The organism is Cohaesibacter celericrescens, from assembly GCF_002866925.1.
Lineage (GTDB): Bacteria > Pseudomonadota > Alphaproteobacteria > Rhizobiales > Cohaesibacteraceae > Cohaesibacter > Cohaesibacter celericrescens.
Genome location: NZ_PKUQ01000008.1, coordinates 38,411 through 58,603 on the forward strand (window position 1 = coordinate 38,411; position 20,193 = coordinate 58,603).

At 51.6% G+C, this 20,193-nt stretch carries 20 protein-coding genes; 10 read left to right on the forward strand and 10 right to left on the reverse strand.

What is annotated here, in order from left to right:
- Nucleotide 1 precedes the first annotated feature (1 nt).
- The gene (locus C0081_RS04495; RefSeq protein WP_101532612.1) at nucleotides 2-1,684 is read right to left on the reverse strand and encodes a hypothetical protein; all 1,683 of its coding nucleotides are present in this window, start codon (nucleotides 1,682-1,684) and stop codon (nucleotides 2-4) included.
- A 177-nt stretch (nucleotides 1,685-1,861) separates the two neighbouring features.
- The gene (locus C0081_RS04500) at nucleotides 1,862-2,089 is read right to left on the reverse strand and encodes an RND transporter (RefSeq protein ID WP_101532613.1); all 228 of its coding nucleotides are present in this window, start codon (nucleotides 2,087-2,089) and stop codon (nucleotides 1,862-1,864) included.
- A 249-nt stretch (nucleotides 2,090-2,338) separates the two neighbouring features.
- On the opposite strand from C0081_RS04500, the gene C0081_RS04505 reads away from it, so the two are divergent.
- The 3 genes from C0081_RS04505 (at nucleotide 2,339) to C0081_RS04515 (ending at nucleotide 5,012) form a co-directional block, all read left to right on the forward strand.
- On the forward strand, nucleotides 2,339-3,157 hold the full coding sequence (locus tag C0081_RS04505) for a tellurite resistance TerB family protein (RefSeq protein WP_101532614.1): 819 nt from the start codon (nucleotides 2,339-2,341) through the stop codon (nucleotides 3,155-3,157).
- Between the two features lie 96 nt (nucleotides 3,158-3,253).
- Nucleotides 3,254-3,817 carry a DJ-1/PfpI family protein gene (locus C0081_RS04510; protein WP_101532615.1) on the forward strand — a complete coding sequence of 188 codons (564 nt, stop codon included), beginning with the start codon at nucleotides 3,254-3,256 and terminating at the stop codon, nucleotides 3,815-3,817.
- A 151-nt stretch (nucleotides 3,818-3,968) separates the two neighbouring features.
- Nucleotides 3,969-5,012, forward strand: coding sequence for a DUF4424 family protein (locus C0081_RS04515; protein WP_146006403.1), 1,044 nt, complete (start codon nucleotides 3,969-3,971; stop codon nucleotides 5,010-5,012).
- Between the two features lie 17 nt (nucleotides 5,013-5,029).
- Here C0081_RS04515 and C0081_RS04520 read toward each other — a convergent pair whose 3' ends face one another.
- A complete protein-coding gene (locus C0081_RS04520) occupies nucleotides 5,030-5,707 on the reverse strand; it encodes a helix-turn-helix domain-containing protein (RefSeq protein ID WP_210200390.1) in 678 nt (225 codons plus the stop codon).
- Between the two features lie 335 nt (nucleotides 5,708-6,042).
- On the opposite strand from C0081_RS04520, the gene gcvP reads away from it, so the two are divergent.
- From gcvP to C0081_RS04550, 5 genes are all read left to right on the forward strand, one after another.
- Nucleotides 6,043-8,913 (forward strand): aminomethyl-transferring glycine dehydrogenase, encoded by a 2,871-nt coding sequence (gene gcvP / locus C0081_RS04525; protein WP_101532617.1) that lies wholly within the window; start codon nucleotides 6,043-6,045, stop codon nucleotides 8,911-8,913.
- Nucleotides 8,913-9,383, forward strand: a complete 471-nt coding sequence (locus tag C0081_RS04530) for a hypothetical protein (protein ID WP_101532618.1) — start codon at nucleotides 8,913-8,915, stop codon at nucleotides 9,381-9,383. The genes gcvP and C0081_RS04530 overlap by 1 nt, the downstream gene beginning before the upstream one ends.
- A gap of 13 nt (nucleotides 9,384-9,396) precedes the next feature.
- A complete protein-coding gene (locus tag C0081_RS04535; protein WP_101532619.1) occupies nucleotides 9,397-10,812 on the forward strand; it encodes an L-serine ammonia-lyase in 1,416 nt (471 codons plus the stop codon).
- A gap of 437 nt (nucleotides 10,813-11,249) precedes the next feature.
- A complete protein-coding gene (locus tag C0081_RS04545; protein ID WP_101532621.1) occupies nucleotides 11,250-11,495 on the forward strand; it encodes an EF-hand domain-containing protein in 246 nt (81 codons plus the stop codon).
- A 240-nt stretch (nucleotides 11,496-11,735) separates the two neighbouring features.
- Complete coding sequence (locus C0081_RS04550; RefSeq protein ID WP_101532622.1) at nucleotides 11,736-12,023, forward strand: hypothetical protein; 288 nt, start codon at nucleotides 11,736-11,738, stop codon at nucleotides 12,021-12,023.
- Nucleotides 12,024-12,112: 89 nt separating this feature from the next.
- Here the strand turns inward: C0081_RS04550 and nqrF are convergent, their stop codons facing one another.
- From nqrF to C0081_RS04580, 6 genes are read right to left on the reverse strand one after another with little or no spacing between them, the layout of a single operon-like run.
- Complete coding sequence (gene nqrF / locus C0081_RS04555) at nucleotides 12,113-13,333, reverse strand: NADH:ubiquinone reductase (Na(+)-transporting) subunit F (RefSeq protein WP_101532623.1); 1,221 nt, start codon at nucleotides 13,331-13,333, stop codon at nucleotides 12,113-12,115.
- A 12-nt stretch (nucleotides 13,334-13,345) separates the two neighbouring features.
- Nucleotides 13,346-13,954 carry an NADH:ubiquinone reductase (Na(+)-transporting) subunit E gene (gene nqrE, locus C0081_RS04560; RefSeq protein WP_101532624.1) on the reverse strand — a complete coding sequence of 203 codons (609 nt, stop codon included), beginning with the start codon at nucleotides 13,952-13,954 and terminating at the stop codon, nucleotides 13,346-13,348.
- Nucleotides 13,955-13,956: 2 nt separating this feature from the next.
- A complete protein-coding gene (locus C0081_RS04565) occupies nucleotides 13,957-14,616 on the reverse strand; it encodes an NADH:ubiquinone reductase (Na(+)-transporting) subunit D (RefSeq protein WP_101532625.1) in 660 nt (219 codons plus the stop codon).
- Complete coding sequence (locus C0081_RS04570) at nucleotides 14,616-15,428, reverse strand: Na(+)-translocating NADH-quinone reductase subunit C (RefSeq protein ID WP_101532626.1); 813 nt, start codon at nucleotides 15,426-15,428, stop codon at nucleotides 14,616-14,618. Before C0081_RS04570 ends, C0081_RS04565 begins: the two co-directional genes overlap by 1 nt.
- On the reverse strand, nucleotides 15,421-16,629 hold the full coding sequence (locus C0081_RS04575; protein WP_101532627.1) for an NADH:ubiquinone reductase (Na(+)-transporting) subunit B: 1,209 nt from the start codon (nucleotides 16,627-16,629) through the stop codon (nucleotides 15,421-15,423). Before C0081_RS04575 ends, C0081_RS04570 begins: the two co-directional genes overlap by 8 nt.
- Before the next feature lie 3 nt (nucleotides 16,630-16,632).
- Nucleotides 16,633-17,982: a Na(+)-translocating NADH-quinone reductase subunit A gene (locus C0081_RS04580; RefSeq protein ID WP_101532700.1), complete on the reverse strand. Its 1,350-nt coding sequence runs from the start codon at nucleotides 17,980-17,982 to the stop codon at nucleotides 16,633-16,635.
- Between the two features lie 359 nt (nucleotides 17,983-18,341).
- On the opposite strand from C0081_RS04580, the gene C0081_RS04585 reads away from it, so the two are divergent.
- The gene (locus tag C0081_RS04585; protein ID WP_210200391.1) at nucleotides 18,342-19,346 is read left to right on the forward strand and encodes an FAD:protein FMN transferase; all 1,005 of its coding nucleotides are present in this window, start codon (nucleotides 18,342-18,344) and stop codon (nucleotides 19,344-19,346) included.
- A gap of 38 nt (nucleotides 19,347-19,384) precedes the next feature.
- A complete protein-coding gene (nqrM, locus tag C0081_RS04590) occupies nucleotides 19,385-19,645 on the forward strand; it encodes a (Na+)-NQR maturation NqrM (RefSeq protein WP_101532629.1) in 261 nt (86 codons plus the stop codon).
- Between the two features lie 187 nt (nucleotides 19,646-19,832).
- Here the strand turns inward: nqrM and C0081_RS23070 are convergent, their stop codons facing one another.
- Nucleotides 19,833-20,027, reverse strand: a complete 195-nt coding sequence (locus C0081_RS23070; RefSeq protein ID WP_146006404.1) for a hypothetical protein — start codon at nucleotides 20,025-20,027, stop codon at nucleotides 19,833-19,835.
- Between the last annotated feature and the right edge of the window lie 166 nt (nucleotides 20,028-20,193).

Genomic DNA, 20,193 nt, shown 5'->3' on the forward strand with positions numbered 1-20,193 from the left:
ATCACTCAAGGCTCGTTTTACGTATATAAAAATCCCAGCAGGCCGTCAGTGGTAGCTTGTTAAAGTCAGTCTTCAGCACGGGATCAAACAGTGCACCGAAGTCCTCACCGACAATGTCACAACGATCCACAAAGACACCATTTGCTGTTTTGAGATAATCGCCAGCGCTCTCCTTGGTGAAGTGCGGCACAGTGCGGTCCAGATCCATGGTCAGCATTGTGCCTTTTGCAGGCATCAATCCAAGAGTGCGCGCAAAGGGATCGGAAAAGACCAAAGATGTAAAGCTGGTTGCGAGATCTTTGTAGTTGCGCTCTTTGAAATTTTCAATGGCGCGCACTGTGTCCATATAACGAGCGAGAGCGAAGGCGGGAGCGTTGGACTGAGGATCATGTGAAAAAAAATATCGTTTGGCCTGAATTTCACGCAGCAACTCCAATTTTTCGTGCAGAATTTCGGAGAAAAACCGTGCGCCTTCATAAGTCGGCAAAGGGATACGCGTGCCTTTTGCCAAGATTTCCATTGGCTGAACCGGCGCTGCCACGCGTTCTCGAATGAGAATTTTCAGCGAACGCTTCACTGCCATGTTCGCAACGGGGAAAATCATCGCGGTTACCAGCAGGGCAGTGATCAACCGATCGCTTCGCCAAGCGACGGGATGAAAGAAAATGGCTGCAGCAGCGATCAATCCGAGACCTCCGGTATTCTGGCTTTCTGCCCCCCACGCAGCGATGACAAGCAAAACAGTATCAATTAGAAAAGCTTCTCTGATCCAGAATTGGCGTATTGAGGGGAAGAGTCCCACCGTGCCGATGTCCGTTTGCTTGACAAACGACCAAAGCGCGGTCGACACCAACAGCCCCGCAAGCAACAACACCAGCCAATTATTGAAGGCACTATAGAAAAAAGCATACACACCACTCTCTTCATTGAGCGCGATCATGGTGCCGATATCCGACATGTAACCCGAAACGAGGCCCGTCGCGGTTTCGAGCACGACCATCGAGCCAAACAGCCAAACAGCTGCCAAGGCACCGGTCCACCACTCCGCACGGCGCAAAACAAGGGCCGAGACGACAATTCCAAGGCCGACCATTGCAGCGGTGATTTTGATAAAAACCAGCAAGAACAGCAAAAAGGCGAGCAGGAATCCATCAAAGCGAGATTTGGGCAGCACATACCAAAGCCCGATCAGCAACAGTATTCCTGTTGCAAAGCGGTTGTAGCTGGCAAAATAGCTGATCTCGGACAGATAGGTATCGTCCAGCGTCATCGGCAACAACATAATCGCAGCGAAGATGCCGAGCGCCGCCAAAAATGCTCTGTAGGATGAAAAACGTGGCGCAAGCATCGTCACGGCTGGTGTCAAAAGCAGCCACATCAGCGCATGATAAACGACAAATGCATTGCCCTGTGGGAACAGCATCTCCCCTGCCCGCATCACAAATAGAAGCAACGGGCCGATGGGAGAGGAAAAATCCACATGGGGCATTTGACCGACAGAAATGCGATAGGCACCATCCAGCAATACGAAAAGATCATGGAACGATCGCCCGTAGGGAATGGTTGTCAGCAGGTGACAAGCTGCAAGAACAAATATGCCTGACACCACAATTGTGACCTTGCGATCGATGATCCCAAATCCATTCCCGCGCATATCGAGGGCCTCGTTCCCATTTTTCGTCATTGCATATCGGTGCAAATGGCGCTTTACGGTCAAATCCGCAGCTATTGGGATATATCACGCCGCCTAAGGAATTGCTAAAATGCGAATTTGACTTAGGGAATTTCTTTACGGGTAAGCCAGATTCCAACCAGTGCAATCAGGTTTCCGGCCACTGGCTCTGTCATTTTCCCATTGTTTTTATGCCCCTTTTTTGAGTCCCATGCGACCCAGCTTAAGCACAAGCAAGACCCATGGAATGCCGTGAAAGGCCAGGTCAAAAATGTCCATAGGTTGAGTGAGCGTGCCTGAGGCCAGCATCTTGATCTTTTCCCAAACATGCGGTTCTGGCACAAAGGGCGAAAGGCCCAGTGTCAGGGCAGCAATCAATAGCATACCGATTGAAATCCGATCGAGGGCTTTGAACATTGGACATCCTGTATCGCGGGGTCAATTCATTGGTTTGCATTGGTTATCACCAGTGCGCACAGATCTGAAGACCAACCGCTAACGCTATTTTTTGACCGACGCAACAATGCTTTGGACTGAGATCGCCCCCTATTCGGGCAGGCAAGCGCCAAAGCCATTGACTTAAAAACCGACCATTGGCCTTGCTTAGCCTCTTGTCGTTCTTATATTTGCTAAAGGAAAATAGATTGCAACTACATAGGGGAAAGCATGTTTGACGCTTCGAAATTGATCAATGAAATTTTGGGTGCTGCCACTGGCGCGAATGGAGCGAATACCGCGACAGGATCAGGCAACCGAAGCGTGAGCGGTAACGGCGACCTTCTTTCCAAAGGCAAGGATTATCTGTCGACAAATGCAGGTGGTATCGGCGGCGGTGCGCTGGCAGGTGGTTTGGCGGGCTACATGATGGGGTCCAAAAAGGGACGCAAGATGGCCAAGAAAGCGGCCACCTATGGCGGTCTCGCTTTGGTGGCTGGGCTCGCCTACAAAGCCTATTCAGACTATCAGGGAAACAAAGCCGGTGTTCCTGTCGTTGATGGCAATGTGGGTGGCGGCAACAACACCATTTCAGCCAAAATGCATCAAACACCCGGATCGCAGGCTAAACTCAGCCACGTCCCAGTGGTGCCCATTGGATCGGGCTTTGAAATCAACGAAATGACAGAGCGCGCTGCAGGCTTTGGTGCGACATTGGTCAGCGCCATGATTGCCGCAGCGAAAGCTGACGGCCAGATTGATGCCGCTGAACATAAAGCCATTTTCGAAAAGATCGAAGAACAAGACCTGAGTTCCGAGGAGAAAGTCTTTCTGTTTGATCAATTGAACAAGCCACTCGATATCGACAGTTTGGTGGCACAAGGCCGCACCAAGGAACACGCGGTGGAAATCTATCTTGCATCACTGATGGCAATTGAGCCAGACACCCCTTCCGAGCAAGCCTATTTGACCATGCTCGCCGCGCGTCTGGGACTGGAACCCGAGCTAATCACGCAGATCCATCAGACTCTGATTGAAGCTGGCGACTAGACTTACTTTTCCCTGTGAATTGTTAGAGGCTGCTGACACACCCTGTCAGCAGCAAGGGCGTATGGTTGGTGTTCCAATGCGAAACACGAGGGTGTCATGCTGCCGATATATATTTTGCTTACCGAGGGTTATTCCGACTGGGAAATTGCGCCTCTTGCCGGTCTTGGGCGGGCCTTTTATGGTGCGGACCTGCAATTTGTCTCACCGACAGGCGGCGCTTTGACGTCTATTGCTGGTTTGCCCATCGCGCAAACCAAGCGGTTTGAGCCACCCAAAGAAGGTGTGGTTGTCGTTTGCGGCGGGCCGTCATTCGAAACCGACGTTGCTCCGCAATTGATAGACCATCTATGCAGTGCCTTTGAAAATGGCTGCGTCATTGCGGGCATTTGTGGTGGCACTTTAGCGCTGGCACATGCGCGCCTGCTGGATCAGGTTCGGCACACCTCCAACGGTCCGGGATATCTGGAAGGGTTTGTTCCCAACTACGCGGGCACTGCGCACTATGTAGACAGCCCAAAGGCTGTGCGTGATGGATCCATCATCACGGCCCCTGCACCGGCAACAGCGAGTTTTGCTACGGAAGTCTTGATCGCAGCGGGGCTGAACGCTCAAGCTGCGAGACAAATTACGGCCCTGCTTGGTCGTGAGCATGGCGGATAACCTTGGTTTGTTGCAGCCCAAGACAATGCCATTTGGGCTCAATCATCGCCAGTCCGCGCCATTTTTTCTTGGCGGCACTGGATAGACATGCTTAAGATGAAAGCCTGTGTTCGCCGAAAGAACACCTTTTCCGCTCATATCGGGGGCCAAAATGTCTATGTTACATTGCGCTTTTATCTTGTTCCAGCGACGCACGACCGGGTGTCGCCTGCCAAAGACAACAAACCAAGATCAACTTGGATGGCTTCAAGGTGTGTTGCTTGGCATTTTGCTTTGTGTAACAGCTCCCGCTCACGCCAATGATGCGTCGGCTCAGCTGGATGCCAACGGCATCCGGTTGGTGCAGACCTATGATATAGCGCTGGATGTAGAGGATCTTTATATCAGTCCCGAGCGGGTCAAAATCCACTATGAATTTATCAATAAATCCGAGTTTGACAAAAACATCCTGGTTGCCTTTCCCGTTCCTGAAATCGATGCAGACACCGAAGCCAACTATAATATAGACCCCAAGGATCCGATCAATTTTCTCGATTTTTCCATCATCGTCAACGGACGCAAGATTGAGCCACAAGTTGAAATCAAGCTGACCGCCAATGGCGTCGACTTCACTGAAACATTGCTAGCGCATGGGGTGCCGCTGAACCGCTTCGAAGACGACTATTATGACAATATGGAAAATATGTCACAGGACAATCTGCGGGCCTTGGCACAGGAAGGACTGGTTGACTGGACACCGGGTGAATCTTATTTCACGCCAAAATGGAAAATGAAAGCCACCTTCTATTGGCAACAAACATTCCCCGCCCAAAGCCGTACGATCATTGATCACAGCTATCGTCCCGTAGCCGGTGTGAGCATTTTTTCTGAGGAATATGGCCTCAACCAGTCAGTCGAGCGTTATTGCATCGAACCCAGTTTCCGTCGTGCCTTTCAGCGCAAAGTCGCCCAGAGCGGCCATAACGAAATGCTCGCTCATGAAGTGCGCTATATTCTGCAGACCGCCAACACCTGGCTAGGCCCAATCCGGGACTTTCGGTTGGTGATCGACAAGCTCAAACCAAGCAATCTGGTCAGCCTATGCATCAATGGCATCAGCAAGATTGCACCGACACAGTTTGAAGTTCGCGCGCAGAATTATGTACCCAAACATGACTTGGAGATTCTGGTGGTCGAACAACCAGCTTGGGATTAGGGGAATCTGGATTCGTCCTATCGTTCCAGGCTGACCCACAGCACAACAGCATCTTGCGTGCTGGTGGACAGGCAACAGTGGCCCATGGCACTGTCATAATAGACACTGTCGCCGGCCTTCATGGCCAAAGGGCGGTAATGCTCGGTGTGTAGCTCCAAGGTGCCGGACAAAACATACATGAATTCTTCGCCGCGATGGCGGATCCAGTCGCCAAAGTCGGATATATCCCGCGCCTTGATGGTGCTGACATAGGGCAGCATGGACTTGCTGGTCAGCTCGTTGCATAGCAATTCATGGGAATAGGTGGCGGTGAGTTTTGGCTCGCCCTCACCCGCGCGCGTCACATCGCGGCGGCCTGATAAATCACTTTTTCCGGTTTGCAAAAACAGGTTTGGCGTTTCCAATTCCAACGACTGGGTCAGGCGGCGGACGATATCAAATCCCGGGCTGGTCTGGCCATTTTCAATTTTTGACAGGGTTGAGCGGCCAATACCGGCATGGCGTCCGGTTTCTTCCAGCGTCCATCCCTTTTTTTTGCGGGCTTCGCGCACCATCTGGCCCAATTCATTGAGGCCAGGTGCGGCGGGTGCGCTGGCTCCGGCAGGAGCGACGCTACTGCTCATACTTTCAATGACGCTGGCTCCGTCTTGAAGACTCTCGACTATGCCCTGATCATCGCGCTCAATATCACCCATTTCAGATCCTCACCGAAAACCGAGGGGCCATTTGCACATATCCCGCTCTTGTTCCACTTTATTTCCGCTCATGCTCTTCACTGGCCCCAAAAGACCAGTCTTGAGACTATGTGCACAGATAACACATTATTGCCTAAGAGGGAAATTTCCCCTATAAGAAACAAAAGCAGGTTTGACGCGAGTCTCGATGGTCCCTTCTGCTGCGGCAAGCATCAACGTTAACGCCCCGCATAGACGACCGGATCCCTTACTTCTCCGCCAAACCGTCAGTTTTACATGTGTACCGTAGGCCAGAGCCAGCACGGCACTTAAGGCGCAGGGATTAGGAGCGTTCGATGACTTTTAAATTGACCGATTATGAAGCCTATGATTTTGCCAACCGGCGCCATATTGGCCCCTCGCCGAGCGAGATGGCCGCGATGCTGAAGGTCGTTGGCTTTACCACTCTTGATGAGTTAATCGATGCAACGGTGCCCCCTTCCATTCGGCAACAAGAACCTCTGGCATGGGGGCCCGCCCTGACCGAAGGCGACACGCTGCATTATATGAAGCAGGTGGCTGCAAAGAATAAGAACCTCACTTCTCTGATTGGTCAGGGCTATTATGGCACCAACACTCCACCGGTGATCCTGCGCAATATCCTGGAAAACCCCGCTTGGTACACCGCCTACACGCCTTATCAGCCAGAAATCAGTCAAGGCCGTCTGGAAGCGCTGCTCAATTTCCAGACCATGGTGTCGGACCTAACCGGACTAGAAATTGCCAACGCATCGCTGCTGGATGAGGCAACGGCCGCTGCCGAAGCCATGACCATGGCCAAGCGGGCATCCAAATCTAAATCCAACATTTTCTTTGTTGATGAGAATTGCCACCCGCAGAATATAGCCGTGATCCAGACGCGTGCTGAACCACTCGAGATCGAGATAAAAATCGGCGACCCCGACGATCTTGATGCGGCTGATGTATTCGGTGCAATTTTCCAATATCCGGGCACCCACGGCCGTGTGCGCGACTTCACCTCGGCGATCGACGCATTGCACGACAACAAAGCGCTCGGCATTGTGATTGCTGACCCGCTAGCACTGGCGTTGCTTAAATCCCCGGGTGAAATGGGCGCGGACATTGCCGTTGGCTCGACCCAGCGCTTTGGCGTGCCTTTGGGCTATGGTGGCCCACATGCGGCTTATATGTCCTGCCGCGATGCCTTCAAACGCTCCATGCCGGGACGCATCATCGGCGTGTCCATCGACAGTCAGGGCCGCAAAGCCTATCGCCTGTCGTTGCAGACCCGTGAACAGCATATCCGCCGCGAGAAGGCCAATTCCAACGTTTGTACAGCCCAAGCATTGCTGGCTGTGATTGCTTCGATGTATGCGGTCTATCACGGCCCAGACGGCATCAAGGCAATCGCGCAATATGTGCATCGCAAGACCGTTCGTCTGGCGGACGGGTTGGAAAAACTTGGCTTCAAGCCCGATCCTGAGGTGTTTTTTGACACAATCACGGTGGAAGTTGGTGCGCTGCAAGGCGTGATCATGAACGCTGCTGTCGCCAATGGCATCAATTTGCGCAAAGTGGGTAGCGAACGCATCGGCATCAGTCTTGATGAGCAGACACGGCCAGAAACCGTGGAAGCTATCTGGAAAAGCTTTGGCGGCAACTTATCCTATGGCGTCTTCGAGCATGAGCGCGATGAAGACATTGAATATCGTCTGCCAACTGATAATTTGCGCACCACAGAATATCTGACGCACCCAATTTTCCATCTCAACCGCGCCGAAGCTGAAATCACTCGCTATATGCGCCGTCTCGCAGACCGTGACCTGGCATTGGATCGGGCCATGATCCCGCTTGGCTCTTGCACCATGAAGCTCAACGCCACGATTGAGATGATCCCTGTCACTTGGCCAGAATTTGCCAATCTGCACCCGTTTGTGCCAGAAGATCAGGCCCTTGGTTACAAGGAAATGATCGACGATCTCAACACCAAATTGTGTCAGGTGACTGGCTATGACGCGATTTCCCAGCAGCCGAACTCAGGTGCGCAAGGGGAATATGCAGGCCTCATCACCATTCGCAACTATCAGATTTCTCAAGGCGAAGGGCATCGCAATATCTGTTTGATCCCCACCTCGGCTCACGGTACCAACCCCGCGTCGGCTCATTTGGCCGGCTGGAAAGTTGTACCGGTGAAGTCCGCCGACAATGGCGACATTGATCTGGAAGATTTCCGAGCCAAGGCTGAGAAACACGCAGATGTGCTAGCCGCCTGTATGATCACCTATCCCTCGACCCATGGTGTGTTTGAAGAAACAGTGCAAGAAATCTGCGCCATCACCCATGAGTTTGGCGGGCAGGTCTATATTGACGGGGCCAACATGAACGCCATGGTCGGCTTGTCTCGGCCCGGCGACATTGGCGGCGACGTCAGCCACTTGAACCTACACAAGACCTTCTGCATTCCGCACGGTGGCGGTGGTCCGGGCATGGGGCCGATTGGCGTCAAAGCCCATCTAGCACCTTTCCTTCCCGGTCACCCTGAGCGGGATGCGACCATTGGACCAGTCTCTGCCGCGCCATTTGGGTCCCCGTCCATTTTGCCGGTCAGCTGGGCCTATTGCCTGTTGATGGGTGGCGAAGGGCTGACGCAGGCCACAAAGGTGGCGATCCTGAATGCCAACTATATCGCAGAAAGCCTGAAGGATGCCTATGACATTCTCTACACGTCAAAAACAGGTCGTGTGGCGCACGAGTGCATATTGGACACCCGCCCGCTGAATGACAGCTGCCATGTGACCGTGGATGACGTCGCCAAGCGTCTGATGGACAATGGCTTCCACGCACCAACCATGAGCTGGCCCGTTGCAGGGACACTGATGGTGGAGCCGACCGAATCCGAACCCAAAGCAGAGCTAGATCGCTTCATTGCTTCGATGCTCGACATTCGCCGTGAAGCGCAAGACATCGAAGACGGCAAGATCGACAAGGACAACAACCCGCTCAAAAACGCGCCCCATACAGTGCGCGATCTGGTGGGCGACTGGGACCGGCCCTACAGCCGCAAACAGGGCTGCTTCCCTGCGGGCAGCTTTGAGGTCGATAAATACTGGCCTCCGGTCAACCGCGTCGATAATGTCTATGGCGACCGCAATCTGGTCTGCACCTGTCCACCGATGGATAGTTATGAGGATGAAGCGGCGGAATAGTGCTGAATCAAACCAGTGGGGGAAAGGCTGTGCAAATTAAAGAGTTGAAACTGCATCGCCTGCTTCTCCCACTTTGTTTGCTGTATGCCACATTTCTGTTTGTGAGTTATGTGTCCTCACGTTACATCCCGCGGCCCTTTGACTTGACTATGCCGGAGGATATACAAAAACAGTCCTGCTATATGTATTTATACGGCGTGAAGTGTGGCTCTGATGTTTTTGCGGGACCTCTACGCGAGTGGTTCTTTAACATCTGGATTGTCGCTTGGTACGTCCCTGCTTTGGCAGCCTATGGCTGGTATCTTGTAGTGTTCATCCCAGAAAACCTGGACGAGCTCGGCTTGAAACCTTTTACCAATTTGTCGTTGCTCACACTTCAAAGCTTAGCACTTGTGGCTCCGATTCTATATCTCATTTGGCATCTATTGAAACGTTCAATGGGCTTTGTGTTCAGTCACCATGACTCGTAGGTAAAGGGCTAACATGTTCTTATCCATTTTTGATATCTTCAAGATTGGCATCGGCCCCTCTTCGTCCCATACGATGGGGCCGATGAATGCGGCGGTGCGCTTTATGGATGATTTGCGCCAAGGGGCCTTTATGGGTGTCAGCGCGGGCCAAATACGCCGGGTTGCCTGCTCTCTGCATGGCTCGCTGTGTTTTACCGGCAAGGGGCATGCGACGGATCGGGCGATTATTCTGGGGCTGATCGGCCTGACGCCGGATCGTTTGGACCCTGACGAAGCAGAGAGTTTGGAAGCTGCCGTACGGGATGAGAAATTCATTCATCCTGACGGCTTTGGACGCTTGCGTTTCAATCCAGACGAAGACTTGATTTTTGATTATGGGCCGCCCCTGCCCGGCCACGCCAATGGCATGAAGCTGTTTGCTTATGGCGAGGGCAACCGTCAGCTGGCCACGGCGACTTATTATTCTATCGGCGGAGGTTTCATCGTGACCGCCAGCGAACTGGATAAGGAAATCAGCCACGACCCCAAAGACCTGCATAGCGAACAACAATCCGCAGGCTTCCCTTACCCTTTTGGATCGGCGACACAAATGCTCAGCATGGGCAAAGCCTCCCGATTGTCCATTGCCCAAATGAAGCGTGCCAATGAAGAAACCAATATGGATCGCGCTAAACTTGATGCTGGTCTGGAACGCATATGGCAAGCGATGGTCAGTACGATGGATCGCGGTTTGGCGCAAGACGGCATTCTACCCGGTGGTCTCTCGGTCAAACGCCGAGCAAAGATTATTCGCGATCGCCTGATCGCCAGTCACGGCGACAACCAGCCGATGCTGCACCAAATCAACGATTGGTTGAGTGTCTATGCGATGGCGGTGAATGAAGAAAACGCTGCCGGCGGGCGCGTGGTGACAGCGCCCACCAACGGTGCTGCCGGTGTCGTGCCGTCGGTTCTGCGCTATTATCGCGACCACTGTCCGGGATCAAATGACACAGGCATTCAAATCTTTTTGCTAACGGCAGCAGCGATTGGTGGGCTGATCAAGCATAATGCCTCTATCTCTGGCGCTGAGGCCGGGTGTCAGGCCGAAGTGGGGTCTGCCGCCGCCATGGCAGCCAGCGGTCTGTGTGCGGCCTTGGGCGGCAGCAATGAACAGATTGAGAATGCTGCCGAGATTGCGCTCGAGCATCATCTGGGCATGACGTGCGATCCGGTGGGCGGGTTGGTGCAGGTGCCTTGCATCGAACGCAACGGTCTGGGGGCTATCAAAGCGGTATCGGCAGCCTCCCTTGCTCTGCATGGAGATGGTTCGCATTTTATGCCGCTGGACAATTGTATCAAGACCATGTGGCAAACCGGACAAGATATGGGCCACAAATACAAAGAAACATCACTTGGCGGCTTAGCGGTGAATTTGCCGGAGTGTTGAGAATCATCCTACCCACCGAGCGCGATCACCGTCTATAGGCTCATCATCGGCCTGAATGATAAGCCCGAAATCTCTGACCCAACGCTCAAACTGCCGCACAAAAGCCTGATTTCCTCTTTCGTTCTTCGAGAATTGTTGTGAATTTTTGGACTTTCCGTTTATTTGGAATTTGCACGGGACTTTAATCACGTCCAATCAACACAGATGTGTGGCTTTGCTATATTGGGTCTATTTAGTTGAATTTCCTTTGAAATTTTTTGTAGCAATTTATGAGGCAATTGGCTTTGCAAGCTGGAGCTGTGACAGTTTCACCACACAGAATTGCAGGAAAGTGTATTGCCCCAATTCTGATCGAATTTTGCCCAACTTCAAAGGTGAACTCCATCTCGGGTACCCGCTAATCAAGTTTTGATATCCCTAGAGATGGAGAAGTGAAGATGAAAAAGACCCTAATAGCTGCCAGTATTGTTATGGCAATTGCGTCCCCTGCTCTGGCAGATGAAGCGACAATGATTGATGCCAACGAAGATGGTAATGTGACGCTTGATGAGCTTCAGCTTGCCTATCCAGACATTACAAATATTGAACAAGTGTTTGCGACTATCGACGTGGACGCTGATGGTCTGATCTCGAAAGATGAGCTGACTGCTGCGCAAGACTCTATGATCTTGCCTAAAAGCTAAAGTCACTTCCAAATTCTAAAAGGTTCCCCCTTCTGCCCGGCTGTTCCGTTTAGAAGGGGGGATTGGAATCAGCCATAGAGTGCTCTAATGATGTATGGCGTTAGAAACTCACGTTACGGCATATAAAATTTCAACCGCCCAACATCATGCTGCAGTGCACAAATTTCATAATTGCGTATTTTAGCGGATGGTTTTACAGGCGTTTTTATCATTTATATTCTCCAAAAGTAGGAGAAACAAATGGATAATTATGAAATTAGTCCTGGCTGCATCAAAGCAGCACGCGCCATTGCACTAGAAGCTGAAGCCATTTTACCTTGCACATGCACAGAGGGATTTGATGCAATGCAAAATAGCCTTGATGCTCAAATTTTAGCCTACAGCATTGGTGCTGAGCGCGTTCGCACTGGATCTGTTACCTTTTCACGCGAGGAGATGATGAAGGCCCTGGAAAAGGTGATTGATGAGGCAAAGAGCCTAATTCCCATGAATGGTTTTATGCAGGGCTTTTTTGCAGACTATGATTAAGGTGCCAGAATAACCAGCAGCAATATTTCTACAAAAAAACCGGGACACTTTGAGGGTCCCGGTTTTTTTGTTTTGTATATGATAGACGATTAGCCGCCAAAGTCGTCAAGCATGATGTCTTCGCGATCAACACCCAGCTCTAGGAGCATGTTGATCACTGACTGGTTCATGATCGGAGGACCACACATATAATATTCGCAATCCTCAGGTGCTTCATGGTTCTTGAGATACTCGTCATAGAGCACATTATGGATAAAGCCGGTGTAGCCATCCCAATTGTCCTCCGGCAACGCATCTGATAGAGCCACATGCCATGTGAAGTTTGGATTTTCTTCGGCCAATTTATCGAAATCTTCCACATAGAACATTTCGCGTTTGGAGCGAGCGCCGTACCAGAAGGTCACTTTGCGATCGGTGTGCAAACGTTTGAGCTGATCGAAGATATGTGACCGCATAGGTGCCATACCAGCACCACCACCAACAAAGATCATTTCTTTATCGGTTTCGCGGGCAAAGAATTCGCCGAACGGGCCAGAAATTGTGACTTTGTCGCCCGGTTTAAGGTTGAAGATGAAAGAAGACATCTTGCCAGGAGGCAGAGTATCATTGCCCGGAGGAGGAGACGCAACACGCACATTAAGCATGATGATGCCTTCTTCTTCAGGGTAGTTGGCCATGGAATAGGCGCGCTCTACAGGCTCTTCGCAGGTGGAGACGAATTTCCAAAGATTGAACTTGTCCCAATCTTCACGATATTCTTCTTCAATATCGAAATCTTTGTAGTTGGCGACATGGGCAGGCGCTTCAATCTGAATGTAGCCACCAGCCCGGAATCCGACGTCTTCGCCTTTTGGCAGTTCCAGAACGAGCTCTTTAATGAAGGTCGCTACATTGTGGTTGGAGCGTACGGTGCATTCCCACTTTTTGACACCAAAGACCTCTTCAGGTACTTCGATATCCATGTCTTGTTTGACAGCAACCTGACAAGACAAGCGATCGCCGCGTTTGGCTTCGCGCTTGTTGATGTGGGTCTCTTCGGTTGGAAGAATGGAGCCGCCACCTTCAAGGACACGAACACGACACTGAGCACAGGTCCCGCCACCGCCACAGGCTGACGGAACGAAGATTTTCTCGCCGGCCAAAACACCAAGCAACTTGCCACCAGCGGGCACAGTAATCTTGCGCTCATGGTTGATTGTGATGACCACATCGCCCGAAGAAACCAGACGGCTACGAGCAAACAGGATCAGAAACACCAGCGCCAACACGATCAGCGTAAAGAACGTGATGCCTAGGGTAAACTCTTGCATTCTATTGTCCCCTTACAGCTTCACGCCGGAGAAAGCCATGAAGCCCATAGCCATCAAACCTGCCGTGATGAAAGTGATGCCCAGACCTTGCAGACCTGCGGGCACGTCGGAATATTTCAGTTTCTCACGAACACCAGCCATAGCAGTGATCGCCAAAGCCCAACCGATACCTGAGGAAATGCCGTAGACCGTGCTTTCCGCAAAATCATAGTTACGCTCCACCATGAAGAGCGAGCCACCCAAGATGGCGCAGTTCACGGTGATGAGGGGCAAGAAAATGCCCAGCGCTTGATAAAGTGCGGGGAAGAAACGATCGAGCACCATTTCCAGAATCTGTACCATTGCCGCGATCACGCCGATGTAGGAGATCAGGCCAAGAAAGCGCAAATCCACATCGCCAAGACCAGCCCATGCAAGGGCACCATCGTTAAGCAAATAGGTCAGGATAAGATTGTTGGCAGGTATGGTGATGGCCTGCACGACCGTAACCGAAATACCTAGCCCGAGGGCTGTTTCAATCTTCTTGGATACGGCCAAAAATGTACACATACCCAAGAAGAAGGAAAGCGCAAGGTTCTCGATAAAGATCGCCTTGACTGCGAGTGATAGAAGACCTTCCATACTCAGTGGCCTCCTTCTTGTTCGATGATAGAGAAGTCACGCGCTTCAACTTGCTCTGGCTTCCATGTGCGGAAAGCCCAGATGATCAAGCCAATGATGAAGAAGGCGCTTGGTGGCAGCAGCAGCATACCGTTCGGCACATACCAACCACCATTGTTGACGGTATCGAGGATGGTGATCCCGAACAGCGATCCTGATCCCAATAGCTCACGGACAACGCCGACCATCATCAAAATGAGCGAATACCCAAGACCGTTTCCAATACCGTCAATGAAAGATTCCACTGGCGGATTTTTCATGGCAAAGGCTTCAGCGCGCCCCATCACAATACAGTTGGTGATGATAAGGCCCACAAAAACCGACAGGGTCTTAGAGATCTCATAGGCAAAAGCCTTGAGGACCTGATCCACCAAAATCACCAGAGAGGCAATAATGATCATCTGCACAATAATGCGGATGCTGTTGGGGATATGGTTGCGCAGTATCGAGATGGAGAAGCTCGAAAATGCCGTAACCAAAGTCACAGCCAAGGACATCACAAAGGCCACCTGCAACGAGGACGTCACAGCAAGGGCAGAACAAATGCCCAGCACCTGAAGGGTGATCGGGTTGTTATCGACCATCGGATCGATCAACATTTCTTTTCTTGTTGGCTCAGACATTAGACTGCCCCCGCTTTCAAGTTTTCAAGGAACAGCTTGAAGCCCTGCTCACCCATCCAGAAACGGACAAGATTGTCGACACCGCGACTTGTAAGGGTAGCACCAGCAAGACTGTCAATATGGTAAGCCGCCATCTCTGCAGATGGCGCTCCTTTTGCGATGGAGATTTTTACGTCGCCATCATCACCATAGATCTTTTTACCCGGCCACAAGGCTTTCCATTTTGGATTGTCCACCTCAGCGCCAAGGCCTGGCGTTTCGGCATGTTCATAAAATTGGAAACCAGCCACTTCGTTGCCGTCTGCCTTCAGGGCAACAAAGCCGTAAAGGGTAGACCACAGCCCGTAGCCATGAACAGGAAGAATGATCTTCTCGATTGCGCCAGCGGTATTGCGGATCAAATAGACCGAAGCAACCTTTGCCTGACGACCAATGCCGGCAGGATCCTCTGCCAACGACACTGACTGAGCAGGATCTTTGGCAGCAGCGCGCTGGTCATAGGTGGCGGCATCGGCTGCGTCCGTGAAGGTGCCAGTCTCGATATCAACGAGACGAGGCTCAACGGTTTCGAACGTTTTGTTGACGTCGATGCCTTCTTTAAACAAGCCTGCGACTTGCAGGATGTTGCGTTTTTTATCAAGAACCTTGTTCTGTTCCTGAATTGGCTTGAGCGCCACCGCCGCAGCGGACACGATCATGGAGCAAAACAGACACAGGCCGACAGCAACGATGACTGTCTTGACGGGATTGTCGGCTGGCATAGCCAGAAAACGACCCCATGGTCCAAGTGTTTTTTCAGGAGCCTCAGGCATTGCGGCTAGCCCTCCGCTTGATGTTGGCGCGAACGACGACATAGTCGATCAGCGGTGCAAAAATATTACCGAACAGAATGGCGAGCATCATGCCCTCAGGGAAAGCTGGGTTTATGACGCGGATCATAATGACCATGAAACCGATCAAAAACCCGTACCAAAAGCGACCTGAGTCAGTCATAGCAGCCGAAACAGGCTCGGTAACCATGAAGAACAGGCCAAAGGCGTAGCCACCCAGAACGAGATGCCAATACCAAGGCATGGCAAACATCGGATTGGTGTCCGAGCCGATGACATTCAGTAGCAATGAAAAGCCGATGGTGCCGACGAGACAACCAACGATCAAACGCCAGTTCGCTATGCGGGTAGCCACAAGGAACAAACCGCCGATGAGGCAGGCCAAAGCAGATGTTTCACCGATTGAGCCTTGCATCAGGCCGATGAAGGCATCCATCCAGGTGAGATCAATTTTGGCGAGTGCCTCATGACCTTCTAGTGCAGTGACACCTAATGCGGTTGCGCCAGAGAACCCATCGACCGGCGTCCAGATCGAGTCACCGGACATCGCTGCCGGATAGGCAAAATAGAGGAAGGCACGCCCAACGAGTGCAGGGTTGAGAAAGTTTTTGCCCGTGCCGCCAAACACTTCCTTGCCCATCACAACACCGAAGATGATGCCTACAGCGACCATCCAAAGCGGGGTCGAAGCTGGCATGATCAAAGTATAGAGCATGGAGGTGACGAAGAAACCTTCGTTGATCTCATGACCACGAACGACCGCGAAGATCACTTCCACAATGCCACCGACACCCAAGGTGATGATATAGATGGGCAGGAAGTACAGCGCACCATGTATCATGCAGGCAAAGATGCTACTGGGATCAAAGCCAATGCCCAGCAGGTTGATGACCCAAGCGCGCCAACCGGCAACGTCTGTGATACCAAGGCCTTCGATGGCCATATTGCTCTGGTAGCCAGTGTTGTACATGGCCCACAGAACACAAGGGAATGTGGCGATAACCACATAGGACATAACACGCTTCAAGTCGATATCATCGCGCGCATGCGGCGCGGCTTTGGTCACGAACTTGGGCGTATAGATGAAGGACTCGACCATCTCATAGATGGCAAAGTACCTGTTCAGCTTGCCGCCTTTAAGGAAATGCGGCTCAATGCTGTCGAAGAAATTGCGCAGACCCAAGGCTTAGCCCTCTTTTTCGATTTTGCTGAGATTGACGCGCAATGCTTCGCCATACTCATATTTCGAGTGACAGATGAAGGTACACAGTGCCAGATCCTCTTCATCCAATTCCAATGCGCCCAGTTTTTGGGACAAGTCGGTGTCCACAGTAAGCAAGGCACGCAGCAGCTGTGTTGGGAGCACATCCAGCGGCATCACACGTTCATAGGAGCCGATTGGCACCATGGCGCGACGCCCTCCACGCAGATTGGACCCAAAGGCAAACTTTTTGCCACGAGCCAGAAGCGAGGAAAGATGCACATTGTTGAACGAGTAGTTGTTTGTTGACGGGTTGACCCAGCCAAGGATGCGCTGTTTTTCGTCTTCTTCAATCAACGTGATCTGGCGCGCGGAACGCGATAGGAAAGCAAACTGATCGTGCGCATTGACACCGGACAGGATCGAGCCTGAAACAACGCGGCAATCAATACCGACCTCCACTTCATCAGCAGTCAATTCGTCAGTCGACGCGCCAACGCGGGTGGTAATGAGGCGTGGGTTGGTTGCAAGCGGCCCAGCCAAAGAAATCGTGCGATCTGTATCGATCTTACCTGATGTGAAGAGATTGCCGATTGCAATCACGTCCGCATAGGAAATAGACCAAACCATTTTCTCGGCAGTGACGGGATCAAGATAATGGATATGTGTGCCAGCAAGGCCTGCGGGATGTGGTCCCTCAAAGGTCTCGAACCGGACATTGGACGCTTTAACAGATGGCATTGTTGCGGCAGGATCGTGGCAGACAAAGACAGATCCGTCTGTCAGTGTAGACATAACGTCAACCCCAGCGGCAAAAGCCTCTGCATTGGCATTGATCACAACGTTGGCATCCGCGGCGAGCGGGTCTGTATCCATCGCGGTCACAAAAATTGAGTTTGGAACCGTGTCCTGAAGCGGAACATACGAATAGGGCCGCGTTTTAAAGTAGGTCCATTGGCCGCTTTCATAAAGACGCTTCTGAACATTGTCACGAGACAGCTGACTGAGCTGGTCTGCCGACGTTGCTTCAAAGGTCATTTCCTCTTCAACATCATCCAGTGCAATGACAATGGTTTCCAAAACGCGACGGGGGCCGCGATTGATAGCAGATATAGTACCACCACCGGGAGAAACATAAAGCACGTCTTCAGAGGCTTTGTGCAAAAAGAGCGGTTGACCCTTTTTGACCTTATCCCCTTCAGCTACGAGCATCTTGGGTTTCAGGCCGATGAAGTCCCGACCATTCAGCGCCACCTTGGAAATTTTTGGGCCCTTTTGAATGGTCTGGACAGGAGCGCCGGTTATCGGCAAATCCAATCCTTTTTTTAGCTTCATAGCATACCTTGACTGAATGAGTGTTTTGGCGCCCCAAGCGCCAGACATGCGTTGCAATACAACATCTTCTTGCTAACGAGGGAACCTTAACAATTCAAGCCCAATCCCTGACAGAAAGATTGCTTTTGCCAACGATTCAAACTTGAATGGATAAAATGGAATATTATTCCCCTAATTTCCACTGCTCTCATCCAACAATGCACCAGTCCTTACCTTGACTTCTATCAAAAAGGGGCGCAACTAGCGCGGCGTTGCGCCATTGGGTGAGGATTTGACTGCGCAAAGTGTCAGATCTGGCTACTGGTTTACGCAAGACTGAGGTAATGCCGTTGCGAATATATGTTAGATATCTGGTTCTTATGGTGGTGGGACTCTCGCTTTCTGGCTGTGATCTGCTCCCCGAAAAAACAGATCAATATGTGTTGCGTGGCCACACAATGGGCACCAGCTACACCATCAAAGCTCTGCATGTACGGGGAAAGGTGGATCAAGAAGCCCTGTATAACGCGATTAAATCCACGCTGGATGATGCAAACGAGAAGCTCTCCAACTGGAAAGACGGCACCGAAATATCACGCTTTAATACAAGCCCATCGACCAATTGGTTCGAAATCTCACCGATTTTTCATGAGGTGTTGTCCGAAGCCAACATTATCCATGCGCAAAGCGGTGGCCGATTCGATATCACGGTGTCGCCTCTGATCGACATGTGGGGGTTTGGCCCCCATGACAATAAAGTCATGCCCACCCAAATCGAGATCGACAGTGCGCTGGCTCATGTCGGACAGTCTGACTTGCTAGAAGTCAAGGACAGCCCACCTATGCTACGCAAGAAACGAGGGCCTGTTTCCATCACGTTGGGAGCCATTGCCAAGGGGTATAGCGCAGATTTGATCGCACGGACCCTTGAGAAGCACGGCATTTCAGACTATTTGGTAGAGATAGGTGGAGACTTGTACGCCCACGGTGTCAATGAATATGGCCAGCCATGGCGTGTTGGAATCGAAAAACCCGATGAAAAGGGCCGTTCGGTGCAATTGATTGTATCGGTTCGCGATATGGGAATGGCAACGTCTGGCGACTATCGCAATTACTTCCTCACGGAGGATGGAAAGCGCATGTCACATATCATCGACCCGGTGACAGGCCGCCCTGTAACGCATAATCTGGCGTCAGTGAGTGTGTTGGCGCCAAATGGCATGCGAGCCGATGGGTTGGCGACCGCCCTTCTTGTGTTGGGCGAAAAGAAAGGCCTGGCGCTGGCCGAAAAACTAAAGATCCCCGCCTATTTCATCACGCGCGATGAGAGCGGATTTGCCACATCGAGCAGTTCAGCGTTTGATGCATTGATGGCGGCAAAATAACCCAAGGCCCCGTTTGGGCAGAATGAAGGATACGATTGATGCAAACTTTTGTTTTCGCATTTGGCTTCTTTTTGTTGGTTGTTGCCGGCATGTCAGTTGGCGTTATGTTCAAACGCAAACCCATCGCAGGTTCTTGCGGCGGCTTGAATGCGATCTCGGATGCGGATCACTGCATTGTTTGTGGCACCCAAGTGGACCCCAACACACCCCTGAAAGAACGTCTAAACGGTGAATGCCCGCGTAAAAAAGCCGCGCGCGAAAAAGCAGAGCGTGAAGCTTTGGCCAATTCAAAAGCGTAATATGTGGCCTTTTAGCAATGCCAAGCTTTGTTACTGAGGGACTGTGCCGACGTTGCGAGCAATCCTGACACGGATGATCGCGGATGGTACGCCTGTGACTGGACGTCTTCACCTTTGGAGATGAGCCCAATTTGCCGTTTTAATCGATGAATGAGGCTGGTTGCTCGCGCCTTTGTCCTGCGGGCTGTCACTGCCCCTGCACAAATGGTACGAACGCCAAAAATCCGAAGCAAGCACTGGCAACCAGACCTGCCATCCAGCAATTGCGTTGCCAATGGTGCCCCTTGAGTTTCCAATTATCGCGGAAAACCTTACCGGCGATAACGAAAATCATCAAAAGGGCAATGCCCAGATAGGGCGCGGAATTGGTAAACAGGGACACGGTGCTTGCCTTTACAATTGGCATCGCAGAGATGCACTTGATACTTCTGGCGATTGGCTTTTTTGGCAAGATAGCCTAATGTTCGATCAACGCAAGCAACCTGCTACAAAAAGCAATTCCGGCGCGCTATAAATCGCTCGAGTTGCAGCAAATTAGTGAAGCAAAG